Source organism: Asaia sp. HumB, from assembly GCF_030263835.1.
Taxonomy (GTDB): Bacteria; Pseudomonadota; Alphaproteobacteria; order Acetobacterales; family Acetobacteraceae; genus Asaia; species Asaia bogorensis.
The window spans coordinates 1,372,140-1,389,550 of the sequence record NZ_JARPML010000002.1; the positions used below are offsets into that span (position 1 = coordinate 1,372,140).

A 17,411-nucleotide genomic window follows, 5' to 3' on the forward strand; every position below is an offset into this window, starting at 1 on the left:
GTGAATCTGGTAATAACAAGTTTTTTTACCAACAAATACAATATATTAGAACTATATTAATATTCTATACATAAATATTTTGAAGATCGCATGTGAACTCGCAACCAAACGCTGATCACCCTCACCAATGAGCCGGATAGACGTCCCGAGAGCCTGACTCAACACTTTTGGCAGGACGCATATCATTCAGACCAGGCCATTGCTGGCGCATCATGACGCTGCTCTTCTGCGCCACAATTCACTCTACACCCCGGCAGGCATCCTGATCACTGACTCGACTTATTGTTCGGGCGTTAATGTTCAGGGCAGTTTCGAACTTCAGATCCACGCGCCCCAAATCATCGCGATTGAGACAGAACAGGATCAATGCGAGCACAGCGAGGCATTCCACGATTGCTTCTGGATTGGCTATTTTCACGATCATTTCGGCCACTTTCTCACCAGCACCCTCGCGCGTCTATGGGCTCTCGATGCTCATGGCTCACGTGCACAATGGTATATCGCCCCGACCTACACGCAGTCTCGCGACCATGAGGGCTTCATCCTGCCTATACTGAATAGCCTGGGCATCGATCATTCACGCATCATCGCACCTCCGGAAAACACCTCAATTCGTGGGGTCAGGATTGCCGAACCGGCCTTCGTGGAGAATGCGCATTGCTACCGTGAGTGGGGTCGCTTCATGCAAGCAATCGGCCAATCGTTTCTCAATCGGCACCAGAGGCATTCCGCATCACGCCCCGTCTTTCTTGCACGCAGCAAGGCATCGGCCACGACAAGACGTTATGATGGCGAGCACGAGCTGAGCGTGTTCCTCGCCAGCCTTGGCATTGAGATTGTCCATCCGCAGGAACTGCCTTTTGCAGAGCAGCTTGATCTATGGGCGTCTCACAGCATCTTTGTCGGATTTTCCGGATCGGCGTTCATGAATGCCGCGTTCTTTCAGGGAAAGACAGTCATCATCCTGAACCACGATGGCTATATTTTCGGCACACAGCGCATGATCGATACAATAGGTGGCCATCATGCTGTCTATCTCGATGTCAGTGCCTTCCTGAGTGTCACTGACAATGAGCATCACCATTATCTCATCCGCGAACCCGCACGGCTTGCCGTCGAGATTGTACAAGCCTGCCGCCGAACTGTCTGAACACAGACGGCGCGCGTTGTCAGTCTCTGGGAAATCTTACGACTTTTCTGACGGCGGGCTGGCGCCGGTTGTCCCTCTTGGCGCCACAGGGGTCTTGTCAGCCCCACTCTGGTCAGGCGAGAGCGGCTGGTGATTGCGGCCTGAGTAATTTGTGATGATCTGATGCACGGCACCTGACGCCTCTGCGGCTACGACCATTGCGACATCACCCCATGCGCCATCAAGGGAATGGGCGTCGATATCGTGAAGCTGCGTGGCTGCGCCGGCTTCCTTGCCATCTGCCGCCACGGTGCGCCAGACGATCTCGATATGCTGTAGTGGGTGCCCAGTATTACCGGCAGGGCCATCGCTCAGGGTCACGATGCACTCCACACTGTAATCAGCGGCCTTGGCATCACGCTCCAGCTTGTCATGCTGGTCGGGAAAGCTGGCAACGAAGGCGCGGGCGAGTGCCACATTGCCATCGCCCGGAGCACCATGCACGCCCTTGAAGAACACCTTGGCCGGGCGGCGCTTGAGGCTATGCGGGTCAGCCTGCATCATCGAGGCCTGAATGCCCGTCAGCACATTGGCAATTTGTGGCGCAGAACCGGCAGCAAGGGCTGAGAGTTGATCAGCCTGTCCCTGGGCCCAGACCGAGGCCGCGACCGGAGCCGCGTCCCAATGCCCCCGAGCCTCGCCATTGGGCATCATGATTTCGTAGTGCGGCGTGACCTGATCACCCTGCATGGTTGCCGACAGCCTGAGCCACCAGTCACCCGGCTTAGCAGGCTGCGCCACAGCCGGAAGCGACTGGTCAACCAGTTGCGCCGCGACGTCCTTCGCCCAGAGGGCCGAGGCATTATTGTCCAGCAGTGACGCGGCAGGGGTGGGTACAGCCAGTCTCGGCGGTGGCGTAGTCAGGGCCAGACGGCGCCCTTCCGGCCCCGGATCACCGAAGGGATGTGGCATATCGACGCACCCGGCAAGCAGGGCCAGTGCTCCACACAGCCCGGAGAAACGTATAATCCGACCCATCATGCGACTGCCCCTGCCCTGATGGCCGAAATCTGATGTCCGATTGCACCGCCCCCCGCCAGCGTGCGGCGGCGGTGGCTGAAAAAGCGCAGCGCATCGTGCCGGGTGTCGAGCCCGATCATGGAAATATGGCGCAGCCCCGCCCGCCTGAGGCGATACAGACAGTATCCCGGCAGGTCGAACAGGTAGTGCCCTGCGCGGGGTGCCTCGACGAAAAAGCGCTCGGCACAGGGTGCGACAAGCGAAGAGCCATCCAGCACCTCCGCACGCATGTCGGCCCCAACCTCGTATCCCGCCTGGCGGATACAGGGCCCGACACAGGCAATGACATCCCCTGCGCCAAGAGCCTGCATTGCGTCCAATGTGGCCTCCAGCACGCCGCCCACTGCACCGCGCCAGCCTGCATGGGCGGCTCCCACAACGCTGCCATCAGCACTGGCAAACAGTACCGGTCCGCAATCGGCCGTGATGACACCCAGTGCGAGATCGTGACGATTGCTCACCAGGGCATCGGCTTTGGGGCCCTTTCCTGTGGGCCAGACCGGCGTATTTTGCGTAAGAACCACGACATCGGGGGAATGGGTCTGGGTCAGACCGAGCAGGGACGACGCCTCAACCCCCAGATATCCTGCCACACGCCCGCGATTGACCGCGACATTCGCCGCGAGATCGGCAGAAGCGAGCGAACAGTTGAGTGTGTCATAGGGCGCTGGTGACACACCCCCACGGCGCGTGAAAAAGCCGTGGCGGACATGCGACAGCGATGGCGCTGGCAAGACCCAGCCGCGCGGTGCCTGATCAGCCATAAGCCTTCTCTCCCTCAAGGGTATGGGGATGGCGCATACCGAATGCCATCAGCCAGAGCCCGGCGAGCGCCATCGGGATGCAGAGCACCTGCCCCATGGTCACGCCAAAAGGCAGAAACCCGATGAAGGAATCGGGTTCACGAAACAGTTCGCAGAAGCTGCGGGCCAGCGCATAGCCAAACAGGAACAGACCCGAGAGGGAACCATAGCGCACGCGCGTCCAGGGACGGCTTACCGCGGCAAGCATGACGCAAAGCAGGACAAGGCCCTCCATAAGGGCCTCGTAAAGCTGCGAAGGATGCCGTGCGATAGGGCCACCTGTCGGAAATACCATTGCCCAGGGCAGCCAGTCCGGCGCCGCACGGCCCCAGAGTTCACCATTGACGAAATTGGCGCAGCGCCCCAGCCCGAGCCCGAGCGGTACGATGACCGTAATACGGTCGGAAAAGGACAGGAAGCTCAGCCCGTTGCGCCATGTGAACCACGCCAGCGCCAGAATGACCCCAAGCGCACCTCCGTGAAACGACATACCGCCCTGCCAGACCTGCAGGATCGACAGGGGATGAGTCAGATAGAAGCCGGGTTTGTAGAACAGGATGTAACCCAGACGCCCGCCCAGCACGACGCCGAGCATGGCCCAGAAGGCAAAATCATCAACCTGTTCACGGGTGGCAGCGCGTGGCGCCAGCCCGCAGAGCCGGATAGCGATCTTCCAGCCAATCAGGATCGACAGGATATAGGCCAGCGCATACCAGTGCACGGCCAGCGGCCCAAGACGGAAGGCGATCGGGTCGAATTGCGGCAGGATGATCGGATGGGCGGACATGGGGTTCTTTACAGATAGGGGTCGGGCGTCGCGAGATAGTCGCGCACATAGCGGGTAATTCCCGCCTCAAGCGTCGTGAATGGGCGGTCATACCCGGCAGCACGCAGGCGCGACATGTCGGCGCAGGTATAGGATTGATACTGCCCCTGCAGTGCCTCGGGCATATCAATGAACTCGATGCGCCGCGGCACACCAGCCGCATCGCACACTGCATTGGCAAGGTCGACATAGCTGCGCGCCGTGCCGGTACCACAGTTGAACAGGCCGCTGACATCGGGGTGATCATACAGCCACAGCATCACATCGATCAGATCGCCCACCCAGATGAAGTCGCGCGACTGCGCGCCGTCAGCCAGATCGGGACGGTCGGAGCGGAACAGCCGGGCCGGCGCACCGCGCATCACCTCGTCATACTTCACCTTCACCACCGAGATCATGGATCCCTTGTGATATTCATTGGGTCCATAGACGTTGAAGAATTTCAGACCGGCCCACTGGCGCGGCATCACGCCACCCGAGGCCTGCCGGGCCAGAAGATGCTGGTCAAACACATGCTTGGACCAGCCATACAGATTCATGGGCCGCAGCGTCCCGAGCGATTCGGGCGCATCGGAAAAAAGTTCCGGCCGGTCGGCTGCGCCATAGGTGGCGGCAGATGACGCATAGAAGAACGGCACATCGCGCGAGGCGCACCAGTCGAGCAGCGTTTCGGACAGGGTGATATTGGTCTGCCAGACCAGATCGCCATCGCGTGCCGTGGTGCTGCTGATTGCGCCCATATGAAACACGGCCTTTATGCCAGTCGTGTTGATCAGGAAGGCATCGAGCTCCTCCGGGCTGATCAGCAGGTCCGGGGCATGTTTGGCAAGATTGCGCCATTTCCCCTGATCACGAAGGCGGTCCACGACCGCGACAGCCTCACCCCGCGCCTTGAGCGCTGCGACCAGGCACGAGCCAATAAATCCGGCGCCGCCGGTGACGATCATCATGGAACCTGTATAAGACGCCGCAACGCAACCTCCAAGCCACACCAGCCGGAGAAAAGCGCGGCCCTGGCATCCTGATCCTCCATGCCGCGTTGCAGCCGAACGATGTGGGGGCCAGTCTGGGCGGCATGACGCCCTGTGTTGGCTACACGGGGGCATTTTCACCGCCCGGTGACAAGGCCGGGCGACACGACAGCAAGGATACCGCCATGGCAGACCGGCCCCGTTTTTTCGATGATCTCGCAGGTGTTGCCGGAGGCGCCTTTTCGGCCCTGACCGGTCTGCGGGAAGAAATCCATGCCATGGTGCGCGCACGGATTGACGAGGTTCTGTCCTCGCTCGATCTCGTACGACGCGACGAGCTGGATGTGGCCCGCGAACTGGCCACACGGGCGCGCATGGCGCAGGAAGATGCCGATACCCGCATCGCCAAGCTGGAAGAGCGGCTGTCTGATCTGGAAAAGGCCGTAACCGCCCCACCGTCACACGGTTAAAGGCCCTGCGTACCTGCGATCTTGCAACAGGACGCAGGCATACGTAACGTGGCCTGATATGACGATTCGCAGCTTGCACAGCCCCGGATCTTCATATCGTTGCAGACATCCTGATGCGCATCGCCATGCCATGCGCATCACCGGCCCAGGGAGTCCCGAATGCCTGCTCTTTCCTTCTCCTCCTCCTCGCATCAGGATACGAATCCCCTCGACGTCATGGAGCAGATCGTCTGTGGCCATGACTGGGCGTTCGACCGCCGCACAGATTGCGAGATGGCCGCCGAAGCACCGGGAAAATGGTGCGATTACGGGCTGTATTTTTCATGGTCACGCGAGATCGCAGCTATGAACTTTACCTGCACGTTCGACCTGCGGGCTCCCGCCAACCGCCGCAAGGCGCTTTACGAACTGATTGCACTGGCCAATGAGCGCCTCTGGATCGGGCATTTCAGCCTCGACCTCGAAACCGGCACGCCGGTTTTCCGCCATTCGGTTCTGCTGCGCGGTGCCACGAGCCTTGCCGCAGAAAGCATGGAAGACATGATCGATATCGCCATCACGGAATGTGAGCGCTTTTACCCCGCTTTCCAGTTCACACTCTGGAGCGGCAAATCCCCCGCCGAAGCCCTCGAGGCGGCCATGCTCGATTGCGCAGGTGAAGCGTGAGCCTGCCTTCACTGCTTCTGGTCGGTTGCGGCAAGATGGGTGGGGCGCTCTGGCAGGGCTGGCTTGAGGAGGGTCTGGCACCCTCCGTCATTCTGGACCGACGCTGTGAAGCGCCTCCTGCCCCCCATCGGGTCGTGCGCAGCCCTTCGGAAATTCCCCAGGGCTTTAAACCCGATATCATCATCCTGGCCGTCAAACCGGCTGGCATGGAAGAAACCATGGCATCGCTCAGACCCGTTCTGGACGATACCATTGTCATCTCGATGCTGGCCGCCCGAACCATCGAGAGCCTGCGCGCTGCCTCTGATGGCGCCCGGACGAAAATCGTGCGCGCCATGCCCAATACACCCGCCTCAATCGGCAAGGGCGTAACGGGCGTTTGCAGCACCGATCTCAACGAGGGAGAGCGCAAGCTCTGCACGACCCTTCTTTCTGCCGTGGGTGAGGTCGCCTGGGTAGAAAGCGAAGCCCTGCTGGAGGCACTTACGCCCATATCGGGTTGCGGCCCGGCCTATGTGTTCCTGCTGGCGGAATTGCTGGAAAAGGAAGCTCTGCGCGTGGGCCTGCCACCTGACACGGCACGGTTGATTGCACGAGGGACGGTCGCAGGCGCCGGAGCGCTGCTTGAGGCCTCTCCGGAGGAAAGCGAGACATTGCGCAAGAATGTCACCAGCCCCAACGGTGTAACAGCCAAGGCACTCGAGGCGATGATGGCACCGGGAGCCTGGCCTGCCACCATGACCAGGGCGATTGATGCGGCCATGGCGCGAGCACGCGAAATGGCCTCCTGAGCGAAACACCGCGGAACGCCCTCTGAGCCATCACAGGGATGGCGTGTGGGCAAAACCGTTCATTTCCCTGTCATTCGATTGTCACGGCCTGACCATCTTGTATTATTGATGCTGAATGACAGGGACGGGTTCATGACGGAAATCGATCGCGAAGAATTTGATCTGGCGCTTCTGGAGGCGGGCTTCACCATTGCCGCTGAAAAAGGCTGGCCACGCTTCACGCTGGTCGAGGCCGCTCAGCGCGCCGGATTACCGATCGATGAAGTCCGTGCCCGCTTTCCTTTCCGGCACAGCCTGCTGTTCCGTCTGGGCCGCCTGGCTGACGAATCGGCCTTTCGCGATGACGGTTTGAGCGGATCCATCCGTGAACGTATCTTTGATCTGTTCATGCGGCGCTTCGATGTATTCCAGCAATACCGCGAGGGCATCCGGGCTGTTCTGCAGGCCCTGCCGACAGAGCCCGGCCTGACACTCATGCTTGGTGCTGCCACCCTCGACACGATGCGCTGGATGGCCGAGGTCGCTGGTGTGGAGTGCAGCGGACTTGGCGGGGTGATGCGTCTCAACGGGCTTGCTGGTGTCTGGGGCTTTGCTCTGCGTGCCTGGGAGAAGGATGAAAGCGCCGACCTCTCGCAGACCATGGCAGCGCTTGATCAGGGGCTCGACAAGGCAGAACGTTTTGGCGTGCTCAAGCCCTCCCCGGATCGCCTGATGGATCAGGCCAGCCAGCGCAGCGGCATTGCCGATCATCCGCTCGAACTCGAAACATAATGGCTTTACGTCTGCCATGAGGCAGATTAAAAGCCCTTCAACGCGATGGGATGTAGCCAAGCGGTAAGGCAGCGGATTTTGATTCCGCCATTCGGAGGTTCGATCCCTCCCATCCCAGCCAGCGCCATTTCCTCCTGAAAAACTGATTTACAGAACCAGCTCGCTGGCTTTCGGGCGTGGTGCGGCTTCATTGTGCTAAAATTTACGATGCAGGCTTATGCCGCAGATTTTCCGCATACACGGCGTTCTGCCTGATACAGGACGGAGCGAAGCTGCGCGGTCCTACGGCGCTCCGGTATGGCCGCAGACAAGCGCTGCGCGAGGCGTGACACGAACATGGCTTATCGCGATGACACCGCCAGATGATCGATGCTTCTTTTGAACGGCGAAATCCGTACGTCGAAGCAACGGCAGGCGCGAATCTCAGAACAGGTCTGGGAAGATCGATTTTTGCATAGGGAGGTACCGGCGGGGCGATGGTGGGCACACAAGGGCTCGAACCTTGGACCCGCTGATTAAGAGTCAGCTGCTCTACCAACTGAGCTATGTGCCCATAGCCCCGCTCCGGTGAGAGGGCTTCTAACAAAGGGCGGAACAGGCATCAAGAGAAAAAATACACTATTCCGCATTCGAAACTAAAATTCCTATTTCTCCGGTGAAAGCAGACGCATAAGCGTGTCGAACTGATCGAGGCTACGATAGTCCAGACGAAGCGAGCCGCCCTTGCCGTTGAATTCGATCTTCACCTTGAGGCCAAGACGCGTCGCAAGATCCCGCTCCAGACGGACCAGTTCGTTATCGCGCGGCGCCTTGATCGCTTCCTGTTCGGCTTTGGGGGGCAATCGCGCCAAGGCCTCGGTCTGACGCACGTTCAGCCCACGGGCAATCACGATATCAGCCGCTGCGCAGGGGTCAGGATGCGCCAGCAGGGCACGGGCATGGCCTGCACTCAGCAAGCCGTCACGCACCTTCTGGCGTACGGCTTCGGGCAGGTTCAGCAGGCGCAGGATATTGCCAATATGCGGGCGGGATTTGCCCACAGCCCCGGCGAGTTCCTCCTGCGTCAGGGCGTAGTCGGTCAGCAGGCGTTGCAGGCCTTCTGCCTCTTCAATCGCGTTGAGATCGGCGCGTTGGAGATTCTCGACCAGCGCGGCAGCCATGGCATCGGCATCATCGAGCAGACGCACATGCACCGGCACCTCATGCAGTCCTGCACGCTGCGAGGCGCGCCAGCGGCGCTCACCGGCGATGATCTGGTAATGCCCCTTCCGATCCGGGTCTGGCCGTACGAGAATAGGTTGCAGCACCCCGCGGCTTCGTATGGAGTCTGCGAGTTCGTTCAGCCTGCCCTCATCCATGTCCACACGTGGCTGGAAAGGACCCGGTGCGAGAAGGTCTACCCCCAACATGGCGGGGGTCGGCACAGCTTCATGCGCTGCCCCCTGCGTACGGGGCAGCTCGACCGCCTGGTCGCCAAGCAGGGCGGCTAGGCCGCGGCCGAGACGGGGAGCCGGTTTCTTGCTCATGAGGGAGCCCCTTGCTTTTGGGTGAGGCCCAGACGCTGGCCGATTTCCTGTGCCAAGGCGAGATAGGCCTGCGCCCCGCTGCTGCGACGGTCATATTCGAGCACCGAGCACCCGTGGCTCTGGGCTTCGGAAATCTTGATGTTCCGGGGGATCAGTGTTTCCAGAACCTGCTCGCCAAAGAAATTGCGGGCATCGGCCGCCACAAGCTCCGAGAGGTTGTTGCGCCGGTCATACATCGTCAGGATGATGCCCGCCACATGCAGGTCTGCATTGAAGGCCCGGCGCACACGGTCAACTGTCCGCACGATCTGGCTGATCCCTTCCAGAGCAAAGAACTCGCACTGGAGCGGAATCAGCACGGCATCGGACGCAACAAGAGCGTTGAGCGTCAGCAGACCCAGGCTTGGCGGACAATCGATCAGAATGACATCATAACGCCCTGACAGGGCCTCCAGAGCCTCGCGTATGCGGAACTCACGGCGATCACTGCCAATCAGTTCAAGCTCCGCACCCGCCAGATCGGTATTGGCAACGATGATGTCGAGATTGGGTGTTTCTGTCGGGCGGGGAAGCTTTTCGGGGGGCGCTTCCTGCATGAGCGCCGCATAGCTGCCGATCTGACGCGCATTATAATCGACACCCAGTCCGGTCGAGGCATTGCCCTGCGGATCGATATCGACCAGCAGCACGCGTTGCGTGCTGGCGAGTGCCGCGGCCAGATTGATTGCTGTTGTGGTCTTGCCCACACCACCCTTCTGGTTGGTGACGGCGAGAATACGGGCCTTCTTGCCCGTGTCGTTATTCGACACGTTTGATATCGCTTATCTCGATGATGGCGCCACCCGAGGCGGCGCGATTGTCCAGAATTCTGTGCTGCATGTGCCAGCACCGCTCGGCTTCGGTCAACTCGTCGGGAAGATTTTTACCCTTCAGAAACAGAGCTTTCCCTCCCGGCAGAAGAAATGGCGTGCTCCATTCAAGAAGCTGGGTCAAAGACGCCAGTGCGCGCGCGGTCACATAGGGGGCCGGGGGAAGTTCGGCCTGCTCGATGCGCTTGGACACGACCTGAGCCTTGACGCCGCAGGCCCGCGCCGCCTCGCGCAGGAAAGCGCATTTACGCTGGTCCGACTCCACCATCACCATCTCGGCGTCGCAGGCGATACCGATCATCAATGCCGGGAATCCACCCCCGGAGCCCAGATCGATCACGCGTGCGCCTCTGGTGATGAACGGCACCAGTCTGAGCGAATCTGCGATATGGCGCTTCCACAAATGGGGCATGTCACGCGGGCTCACCAGATTGATCCGGGCATTCCACTTCTCGAGGAGTGCCGCGAACACCTCGAGGCGTTCGCGTGTTTCACGTGAAACCTCAATCATGCCACGGCCCTCACATGGGCGAGGAGCGCAATCATGGCGGCGGGTGTGACACCCGGCACACGCTGGGCGGCGGCGAAATTGGCCGGGCGCGCGATAGAAAGGCGTTCCCTCATCTCGCTGCTCAGCCCACCGATACGTCCATAATCGAGATCATCAGGCAGCGCGATCTGGGCTTCATTGGCCAGCTGACGTATCTCACGCTCCTGTCGTTGCAGGTACCCCCCGTAACGCGCCTCGGTCTCGACATGGCGCCGTATGCGCAGAGGCAACGCACCAAACCACGGGGCCAGACGGATCGCCGCTTCCTCATCAGCCTGCCCTGACAGCACGTCGAGCAGGGAACGCCTGCGTCCATCCTGCGAAACAGCAATACCCTGTGCGGCCAGATCCTGCGGAGCATGGATCGGTGCCCTAGCCTGCTCCATTGCCCCGTCGATCGCCTCACGATCCTGCTTCAACCGCGCGGCTCGCTCTGCACCGACGCAGCCCATTTTCTCCCCAATTGCGGTCAGGCGGAGATCGGCGTTGTCTGCGCGCAGGCTGAGGCGATACTCGGCGCGTGAGGTGAACATACGATAGGGCTCTGAAACGCCCTGCAAGGTGAGATCGTCCAGCATCACACCCAGATAAGCCTGATCACGCCCCAGCACGAGCGGATCACTGCCTGCCACAAAGCGTGCGGCATTAAGCCCCGCAAGCAGGCCCTGGGCGCCCGCCTCCTCATAGCCTGTCGTTCCGTTGATCTGCCCTGCCAGATAAAGGCCGGTCATGGCCCTGAGGGCGAGACTGGGGGCGAGCTCACGCGGGTCGACATAATCATATTCAACGGCGTAGCCGGGGGTGACGATACGCGCCTTCTCGAGCCCCGGAATGGAGGCCATCATCAGCGCCTGAATATCGGCAGGCAAGCTCGTCGATATGCCATTAGGGTAAACCAGATCGCCACCCGGATTGCCGGGGAGCCCCTCGGGCTCGAGAAAGATCTGGTGCCCATCCTTTTCGCCAAACCGGACAATCTTGTCCTCGATTGACGGGCAATAGCGTGGCCCCTTGCCTGCAATCGCCCCGCCATAGAGTGCGGATTTCGCCAGATTATCGCGAATGATCTGATGGGTCTGTGGCGTCGTGCTGGTGATACGGCATGAAAGCTGGTCTGTGGTGATACGCTCGGTCAGCCTGCTGAACGGTTCAGGTACGTCATCACCCTTGTCCTCAGCCAAAGAGTCCCAGTCAATACTGTCGCGCGCAAGCCGTGCAGGAGTGCCGGTCTTGAGCCGCCCCATACGCAGCCCGAGGGCTTCAAGCCTTTCGCCAAGACGCGCTGCCGGACGCTCGCCGATGCGCCCTGCCTGCTCCTGCGTATGCCCGATATGAATGACCCCGCGCAGAAACGTGCCACTGGTCACCACAACAGCGCCGCAACGGACCACGCGCCCGTCTTCGCAAATGACACCTGTGACGCGCCCGTCACGCACCTCGAGATCGGCTGCCTCACCCTGCATGATGGTCAGATTTGGCGTAGCATTCAGCAGCGCCTGAATGGCATTGCGATACAGAAAACGATCGGCCTGCGCACGCGGTCCGTGCACGGCTGGTCCCTTGGAGCGATTGAGCAGCTTGAAATGGATGCCTGCCTGATCGGCTGCCCGTCCCATGAGGCCATCAAGCGCGTCAATTTCACGCACGAGATGCCCCTTGCCGATACCCCCAATGGCCGGGTTGCACGACATGGCGCCAATCATCTCGGGCTTCTGGGTCAGCAAAAGCGTCCGCGCACCGAAACGCGCTGAAGCCGCTGCGGCCTCACTTCCCGCATGACCTCCGCCTATGACGACAACATCAAACTCGCTCACACACGCCTCATTTACCAATGCAGAATTGTCCAAATATCACATCCAGAAGGGAGTCGACATCAACTTGTCCCGTCAGTCGCCCCAGGGCGCGCATGGCCAGACGCAGCGCCTCACCCCTCACTTCGGGCCAAAGCGCCTCATGAGCCTGATCGAGATAGAGCAGAGCTTCCTCGATTCCAGCCCTGTGACGCGCCCGTGTCAGTGGAGCGCCCACGCCAGCGGTCAGGGCCTTGATACGCACCCCGAGGGCCTGCTCGAAGCCCTCCATCCCCTCACCTGTCTGGACGCTTAGACCCAGCGTGTTATCCAGCGCCGGATACAGATCCACCTTGTTGCTGACCATCATGGCATCGGGACGCAACGGCATTTCGGCCATACCTGCCACGACGTGTAGCACCAGATCGGCATGTTCCACGTGAAACATTGCCCGGCGTATGCCTTCCGCCTCAATCTCATCCTCGGTCTCGCGCAGCCCCGCCGTATCGACCAGACGCAGCCTCACCCCCTGAAACAGCCAGTCAATTGCGATCACATCACGCGTCGTCCCTGCGCGGTGCGTGACGATCGCCGCGTCATATCCGGCAAGATGGTTCAGCAGGCTCGACTTGCCGACATTGGGAGCCCCTGCAATCACCACGGTCAGGCCACGACGAACGATCTCACCGCGCTTGTCGGAAAGATGCGCCTCCAGGGCAGAGCGAAGGTCGTTGAGGGTGCGCGACAGGGCAAGCTCGACCGCCTCGGGCAGATCCTCGTCAGGGAAATCAATCAATGCTTCCTGATGCGCCAGCAATGTTTTCAGACGCTCGCTCCAGCCTTCATAGAGGCGACTCAAAGCGCCGTCCGCCTGAGCAAGCGCCTGCTGACGCTGGCTCTGGCTTTCGGCCTCCACCAGGTCGGCTATCGCCTCAGCCTGAAGCAGATCGAGCCTGCCTGCCTGTACGGCGCGCCGGGTAAATTCGCCCGGTTCGGCCGGTCGGGCGCCAAGCGTTGTCAGGGCCATTGCCACGCGATCAATGACGGCCGGACCGGCATGGAGGTGCAGCTCAAAGCCGTCCTCGCCCGTATAGGAGCGCGGCCCCGGCAGCCAGAGCACCATTGCGTCATCCAGATGATCGCCCTCATGATGCAGCGCCCGCAGGCATGCATGACGCGGCTTGGGCAGCCTTCCGCCACATAACGACGCAAGCACCTCTTGAGCCCCGGCACCACTTGCGCGCATGATAGCGATTGCTGCCCGCCCGGTTCCTGTCGCCAGAGCGAAGATGACCTCGCCCTTGCGCGCTGCCGGGCGTTCCATCGCGTCAACCATGTGAATCCCTTCTATGCCCCAACTCTCGCTTCATTCCCCCATTGGCCCCCTCACCCTCAGCGAGGATGATGGCGCAATCGTTGCCCTCGACTGGGGTTGGGGGCGCGATCAGGAAAAGACGCCTCTTCTTACCCGCGCCCAGACCATGCTGGAACGCTATTTCGACGGCGAGCCCGAAAGTTTCGATCTCCCTCTTGCCCCTTGGGGGACCGCCTATCGCAAAGCCGTCTGGCAGGCTTTGCGCGACGTGCCTTATGGTGAGACCATCAGCTATGCCGAACTCGCCCTCAAGGCAGGAGGCTCGGCCCGGTCGGTCGGCGGCGCTATGGCGCATAACCCCCTCCCTATCCTGATCCCCTGCCACCGTGTTCTGGGGCGCAGCCATCTAGGTGGTTATTCCGGCGAGAATGGTCTGGACGACAAGCGCTATCTGCTGCGCCTGGAAGGCGTCCCGGTCTGACTTGCCAGCCCTGTAAAAACACTCCCCCGGCAGGCAAATCCTACCCTGCCGGATAAAGCATATGGCGCCATCAGTTGGGTACCTTGCCCCAACATGCTTCATGCAGGCCGCGTTCTACGGCACGATCATCCCTCCGCATGAGGCAAGGAAAACGCGACCAAACCGGGTGGCGTCCACGGCGAAACGCCCCTCGATATCGCCCACAAAAAAAACCGCCGGAAGCATGAGCCTCCGGCGGCTTTCCTTGACCTGCAGACCAGATCAGTTGTTCATGGCGTCGAAGAAATCCTGGTTCGTCTTGCTGTATTTCAGCTTGTCGAGCAGGAAGTCCATGGCATCCATCGTCCCCATGGGCGACAGGATACGACGCAGGACCCACATCTTCGAGAGCGACGCACGATCGACAAGGAGTTCTTCCTTACGCGTGCCCGACTTGGTGATGTCGATTGCCGGGAAGGTGCGCTTGTCGGCAAGCTTGCGATCGAGGATGAGTTCGGAGTTACCCGTACCCTTGAACTCCTCGAAGATCACTTCGTCCATACGGCTGCCCGTATCGATCAGCGCGGTAGCGATGATGGTGAGCGAACCACCCTCTTCGATGTTGCGCGCTGCGCCAAAGAAGCGCTTGGGGCGCTGCAGGGCGTTGGCATCCACACCACCGGTCAGCACCTTGCCCGATGAGGGGACAACGGTGTTGTAGGCGCGCGCAAGACGGGTGATCGAGTCGAGAAGAATAACGACATCGCGCTTGTGCTCAACCAGGCGCTTGGCCTTTTCGAGCACCATTTCGGTCACCTGCACGTGGCGGGTCGCGGGCTCGTCGAAGGTCGAGGACACGACTTCGCCACGCACCGAGCGGGCCATATCGGTCACTTCCTCAGGGCGCTCGTCGATCAACAGAACGATCAGGAACACATCGGGGTGGTTGGCGGAAATCGACGAGGCGATGCTCTGCAGCATCACGGTCTTGCCGGTGCGAGGCGGGGCCACAATCAGGGCGCGCTGGCCCATACCGATCGGGGCGACAAGGTCGATCACGCGCGGCGTATAGTCGCGCTGGTCTTTCTTGCCCTTTCCGGTGGGCTGAGGCTCGGGTGCACCGGCCTGCTCGACTTCCATACGCAGACGACGCTCGGGATAGAGCGGCGTCAGATTGTCGAAGTTGATGCGCTGGCGAACCGCGTCAGGCTCTTCGAAATTGATGGTGTTGACCTTGAGCAGCGAGAAGTAACGCTCGCCATCACGCGGGGCGCGGATCTGCCCCTCAACCGTATCACCGGGACGCAGGCTGAAGCGACGGACCTGGGCAGGCGAGATATAGATGTCGTCAGGGCCGGGCAGGTAATTGGCTTCAGGCGAGCGCAGGAAGCCGAACCCATCGGGCAGAATTTCCAGCGTGCCTTCGCCGTAGATGGCCTGATCATTATCCGCCAGGGTCTTGAGAATGGCGAACATGATGTCCTGCTTGCGCATCGAGGAGGCATTCTCGATTTGCAGCTCTTCAGCATAGGCCAGCAGATCGGCAGGTGTTTTTTTCTTGAGTTCAGCAAGATGCATGAAAAGCGCCTTAGATGGGCTATAGTCCACTGCCCGGACGATTTGGCATCGTGACCGTGACAGATGATCGATCGTGAAAGAATGCCCCGTCAGATGGGCCGCAGAACCGGGCCCGACGATGAGCGAAGACGAAAGGGTCTTGAAAAAGGCCGCATGAATCAAGACAGGCGGCTCTTGCGTCTCAATCTAGTGAGAAATAACGCTTTCTGTCAATAGTTCGGATCAGCCGCGCCACGGCTGCATCATGTATTGACCCGACCTTGCCTCCGATGCGGCCAACCCTGGAAGAATGAAGACCAGAGGAGAGGGATTCACCTTCTCGGCATAAGCACCGGAAATCATGGCTGGCGCGCATTGGCCGTCAAGATGCAGGGGCTTGGGCAGGGCAATATCGATCGTACAGGGAACCGGCCCGCTGAAGCCGGAAGCGGGCTGGTAATGAGCTTGCGTGACGTCCTGCGCGGTCAATGCGCCAGTGAGAGGCGCTGCCTGCAGGGGGCGGTTATCAGCATCAAGCGCGACGAATTCGCCCTGCAGACGGTTACCCTCGATGTGATACCCTACCAGAATCCGCGTCGGCTGACGGCCAGTATAGCCGGGGGCCTGACGAAAGCCGGGGGCCGTGGCGCTGTCGCCCTCATACTTCAGAGGCTCCTGGGCAAGCCGATCAAGCATCTGTTGCGCCTGCTGGGTGGTGGGCTGCAAGGGCCGCCCCGCCTCACCCGCCATGACAGGCTGGGCAACGAGGGTGATGCACATGATCGGAAGGGAAAGGGCAAGGCGCTTCACGTTGAGCGATCTCCAAACCATCCACGGCGCCAGAAAATGAAGAGAGGCAGCAGCACCGAGGCAAGCATAAGGCATAACGCATAATAATAGCCGTAATGCCATTCGAGTTCCGGCATGACCTTGAAATTCATCCCGTAAATACCCGCCAGCAGGGTTGGGGTGATGCCCACAAAGCTGACAACCGTAAGCAGCTTCATCCCGTCATTCTGGTCGATACTGATGAAGCCGAGCGTTGCATCCAGCAGAAACTGCACCTTGACGGTCATCTGCGCTACGTAATCGTTCAGTGAGGCCACGTCGCGCCCGAGAATACGCAGGCGGGTCTGAAGGGCCTCACGAAACTCGAAATACCGCGCATCACCCAGATACATGCCAATGCGGTCCACCCCCAGCAGGCTCTCCCTGATGGATGAGGTAAGGTCACCGCTCTCGCCAAGCTCACGCAGGGTCTGTCGCAATATATTGGCGTTACGGACATGGCGGTTCGGACGTTTGGGCGCAAAGACCGTCCGTGAAATCGTATCGAGCGTATGCCCGTCATTTTCCAGAATATCGGCCAGACGGTTCACGATCGTCTCAAGAAGGTGAATGGTCAGCTCCGGCACATCGGAGAGCGCAAAATCGGCGTCGTTGGACGCAAGGTCACGGCTCATGGTCTCGAAAGCGGTGTAGCTGGAATAGCGCAGGGTGATCAGCCGATCCGGCGAAACGATTATACCCACGGGCCATGCCGTCAGCCGCCCATCGATCACCCGCACCAGGGGCATGGAAAGATAGATCACATCCCCACGCCGGTAGTGGCGTGACGAACTTTCGATCTCTTCCAGTGCGGCCCTGCGCGGCAGGGTCAGCCTGGTCACGGCTTCCGCAAGGCGTATCTCATCCTCATTCGGCTCCACCAGATCGAGCCAGGACACGCCTTTCGCATCATCGGCTGCCAGAATTTCGTGAACCGGCTGCCCGACCGGGTGCGCTAGAAACATCTGGTTTTCCTCTCTGGTTCAGGCGCTTTCACCCAGCGGGTCGG

General features: G+C 60.5%; 18 protein-coding genes and 2 tRNA genes. 7 read left to right on the top strand and 13 right to left on the bottom strand.

Annotation, left to right across the window (positions count from 1 at the left end; all coding sequences use genetic code 11):
- Positions 1-199: 199 nt before the first annotated feature.
- Entirely contained in the window at positions 200-1,150 is a 951-nt protein-coding gene (locus P5689_RS07220) for a glycosyltransferase family 61 protein (protein WP_285532636.1), read from the top strand.
- Positions 1,151-1,186: 36 nt separating this feature from the next.
- Here the strand turns inward: P5689_RS07220 and P5689_RS07225 are convergent, their stop codons facing one another.
- The 4 genes from P5689_RS07225 to rfaD are packed head-to-tail and all read right to left on the bottom strand — an operon-like array spanning position 1,187 to position 4,788.
- Positions 1,187-2,167 (bottom strand): hypothetical protein, encoded by a 981-nt coding sequence (locus P5689_RS07225; protein ID WP_285533857.1) that lies wholly within the window; start codon positions 2,165-2,167, stop codon positions 1,187-1,189.
- Positions 2,167-2,973 carry a peptidoglycan editing factor PgeF gene (pgeF, locus tag P5689_RS07230; protein WP_285532637.1) on the bottom strand — a complete coding sequence of 269 codons (807 nt, stop codon included), beginning with the start codon at positions 2,971-2,973 and terminating at the stop codon, positions 2,167-2,169. The genes P5689_RS07225 and pgeF overlap by 1 nt, the downstream gene beginning before the upstream one ends.
- Positions 2,966-3,799 carry a prolipoprotein diacylglyceryl transferase gene (lgt, locus tag P5689_RS07235; RefSeq protein WP_285532638.1) on the bottom strand — a complete coding sequence of 278 codons (834 nt, stop codon included), beginning with the start codon at positions 3,797-3,799 and terminating at the stop codon, positions 2,966-2,968. The genes pgeF and lgt overlap by 8 nt, the downstream gene beginning before the upstream one ends.
- A gap of 8 nt (positions 3,800-3,807) precedes the next feature.
- The gene (gene rfaD / locus P5689_RS07240; protein WP_023978865.1) at positions 3,808-4,788 is read right to left on the bottom strand and encodes an ADP-glyceromanno-heptose 6-epimerase; all 981 of its coding nucleotides are present in this window, start codon (positions 4,786-4,788) and stop codon (positions 3,808-3,810) included.
- A 206-nt stretch (positions 4,789-4,994) separates the two neighbouring features.
- Here rfaD and P5689_RS07245 point away from each other — a divergent pair, with 206 nt between their 5' ends.
- The 5 genes from P5689_RS07245 to P5689_RS07265 all read left to right on the top strand — a co-directional run bounded on the left by P5689_RS07245 (position 4,995) and on the right by P5689_RS07265 (position 7,628).
- Positions 4,995-5,279: an accessory factor UbiK family protein gene (locus tag P5689_RS07245; protein WP_285533858.1), complete on the top strand. Its 285-nt coding sequence runs from the start codon at positions 4,995-4,997 to the stop codon at positions 5,277-5,279.
- Positions 5,280-5,438: 159 nt separating this feature from the next.
- Positions 5,439-5,945 carry a YbjN domain-containing protein gene (locus P5689_RS07250; RefSeq protein ID WP_023978867.1) on the top strand — a complete coding sequence of 169 codons (507 nt, stop codon included), beginning with the start codon at positions 5,439-5,441 and terminating at the stop codon, positions 5,943-5,945.
- The gene (proC, locus tag P5689_RS07255) at positions 5,942-6,736 is read left to right on the top strand and encodes a pyrroline-5-carboxylate reductase (protein WP_285532639.1); all 795 of its coding nucleotides are present in this window, start codon (positions 5,942-5,944) and stop codon (positions 6,734-6,736) included. Before P5689_RS07250 ends, proC begins: the two co-directional genes overlap by 4 nt.
- Before the next feature lie 141 nt (positions 6,737-6,877).
- Positions 6,878-7,507 carry a TetR family transcriptional regulator gene (locus P5689_RS07260; RefSeq protein ID WP_408868568.1) on the top strand — a complete coding sequence of 210 codons (630 nt, stop codon included), beginning with the start codon at positions 6,878-6,880 and terminating at the stop codon, positions 7,505-7,507.
- A gap of 46 nt (positions 7,508-7,553) precedes the next feature.
- Positions 7,554-7,628: transfer RNA gene (locus tag P5689_RS07265), tRNA-Gln, on the top strand.
- 356 nt (positions 7,629-7,984) lie between these two features.
- Here the strand turns inward: P5689_RS07265 and P5689_RS07270 are convergent.
- The 6 genes from P5689_RS07270 to mnmE all read right to left on the bottom strand — a co-directional run bounded on the left by P5689_RS07270 (position 7,985) and on the right by mnmE (position 13,578).
- A tRNA-Lys gene (locus P5689_RS07270) sits at positions 7,985-8,060 on the bottom strand.
- A 91-nt stretch (positions 8,061-8,151) separates the two neighbouring features.
- Positions 8,152-9,033, bottom strand: coding sequence for a ParB/RepB/Spo0J family partition protein (locus tag P5689_RS07275; RefSeq protein WP_285532641.1), 882 nt, complete (start codon positions 9,031-9,033; stop codon positions 8,152-8,154).
- A complete protein-coding gene (locus P5689_RS07280; RefSeq protein ID WP_023978871.1) occupies positions 9,030-9,842 on the bottom strand; it encodes a ParA family protein in 813 nt (270 codons plus the stop codon). The genes P5689_RS07275 and P5689_RS07280 overlap by 4 nt, the downstream gene beginning before the upstream one ends.
- Positions 9,832-10,413, bottom strand: coding sequence for a 16S rRNA (guanine(527)-N(7))-methyltransferase RsmG (gene rsmG, locus P5689_RS07285; protein ID WP_285532642.1), 582 nt, complete (start codon positions 10,411-10,413; stop codon positions 9,832-9,834). Before rsmG ends, P5689_RS07280 begins: the two co-directional genes overlap by 11 nt.
- Positions 10,410-12,266: a tRNA uridine-5-carboxymethylaminomethyl(34) synthesis enzyme MnmG gene (gene mnmG, locus P5689_RS07290; RefSeq protein WP_285532643.1), complete on the bottom strand. Its 1,857-nt coding sequence runs from the start codon at positions 12,264-12,266 to the stop codon at positions 10,410-10,412. The genes rsmG and mnmG overlap by 4 nt, the downstream gene beginning before the upstream one ends.
- 7 nt (positions 12,267-12,273) lie before the next feature.
- The gene (gene mnmE, locus P5689_RS07295; RefSeq protein ID WP_285532644.1) at positions 12,274-13,578 is read right to left on the bottom strand and encodes a tRNA uridine-5-carboxymethylaminomethyl(34) synthesis GTPase MnmE; all 1,305 of its coding nucleotides are present in this window, start codon (positions 13,576-13,578) and stop codon (positions 12,274-12,276) included.
- A 13-nt stretch (positions 13,579-13,591) separates the two neighbouring features.
- Here mnmE and P5689_RS07300 point away from each other — a divergent pair, with 13 nt between their 5' ends.
- On the top strand, positions 13,592-14,038 hold the full coding sequence (locus P5689_RS07300) for a methylated-DNA--[protein]-cysteine S-methyltransferase (protein WP_285532645.1): 447 nt from the start codon (positions 13,592-13,594) through the stop codon (positions 14,036-14,038).
- A gap of 261 nt (positions 14,039-14,299) precedes the next feature.
- On the opposite strand, the gene rho is transcribed toward P5689_RS07300, so the two are convergent.
- The 3 genes from rho to P5689_RS07315 form a co-directional block, all read right to left on the bottom strand.
- The gene (gene rho, locus P5689_RS07305) at positions 14,300-15,595 is read right to left on the bottom strand and encodes a transcription termination factor Rho (protein ID WP_023978877.1); all 1,296 of its coding nucleotides are present in this window, start codon (positions 15,593-15,595) and stop codon (positions 14,300-14,302) included.
- 222 nt (positions 15,596-15,817) lie between these two features.
- The gene (locus tag P5689_RS07310) at positions 15,818-16,405 is read right to left on the bottom strand and encodes a hypothetical protein (RefSeq protein WP_285532646.1); all 588 of its coding nucleotides are present in this window, start codon (positions 16,403-16,405) and stop codon (positions 15,818-15,820) included.
- A complete protein-coding gene (locus P5689_RS07315) occupies positions 16,381-17,367 on the bottom strand; it encodes a magnesium transporter CorA family protein (protein WP_285532647.1) in 987 nt (328 codons plus the stop codon). Before P5689_RS07315 ends, P5689_RS07310 begins: the two co-directional genes overlap by 25 nt.
- Positions 17,368-17,411: the final 44 nt, after the last annotated feature.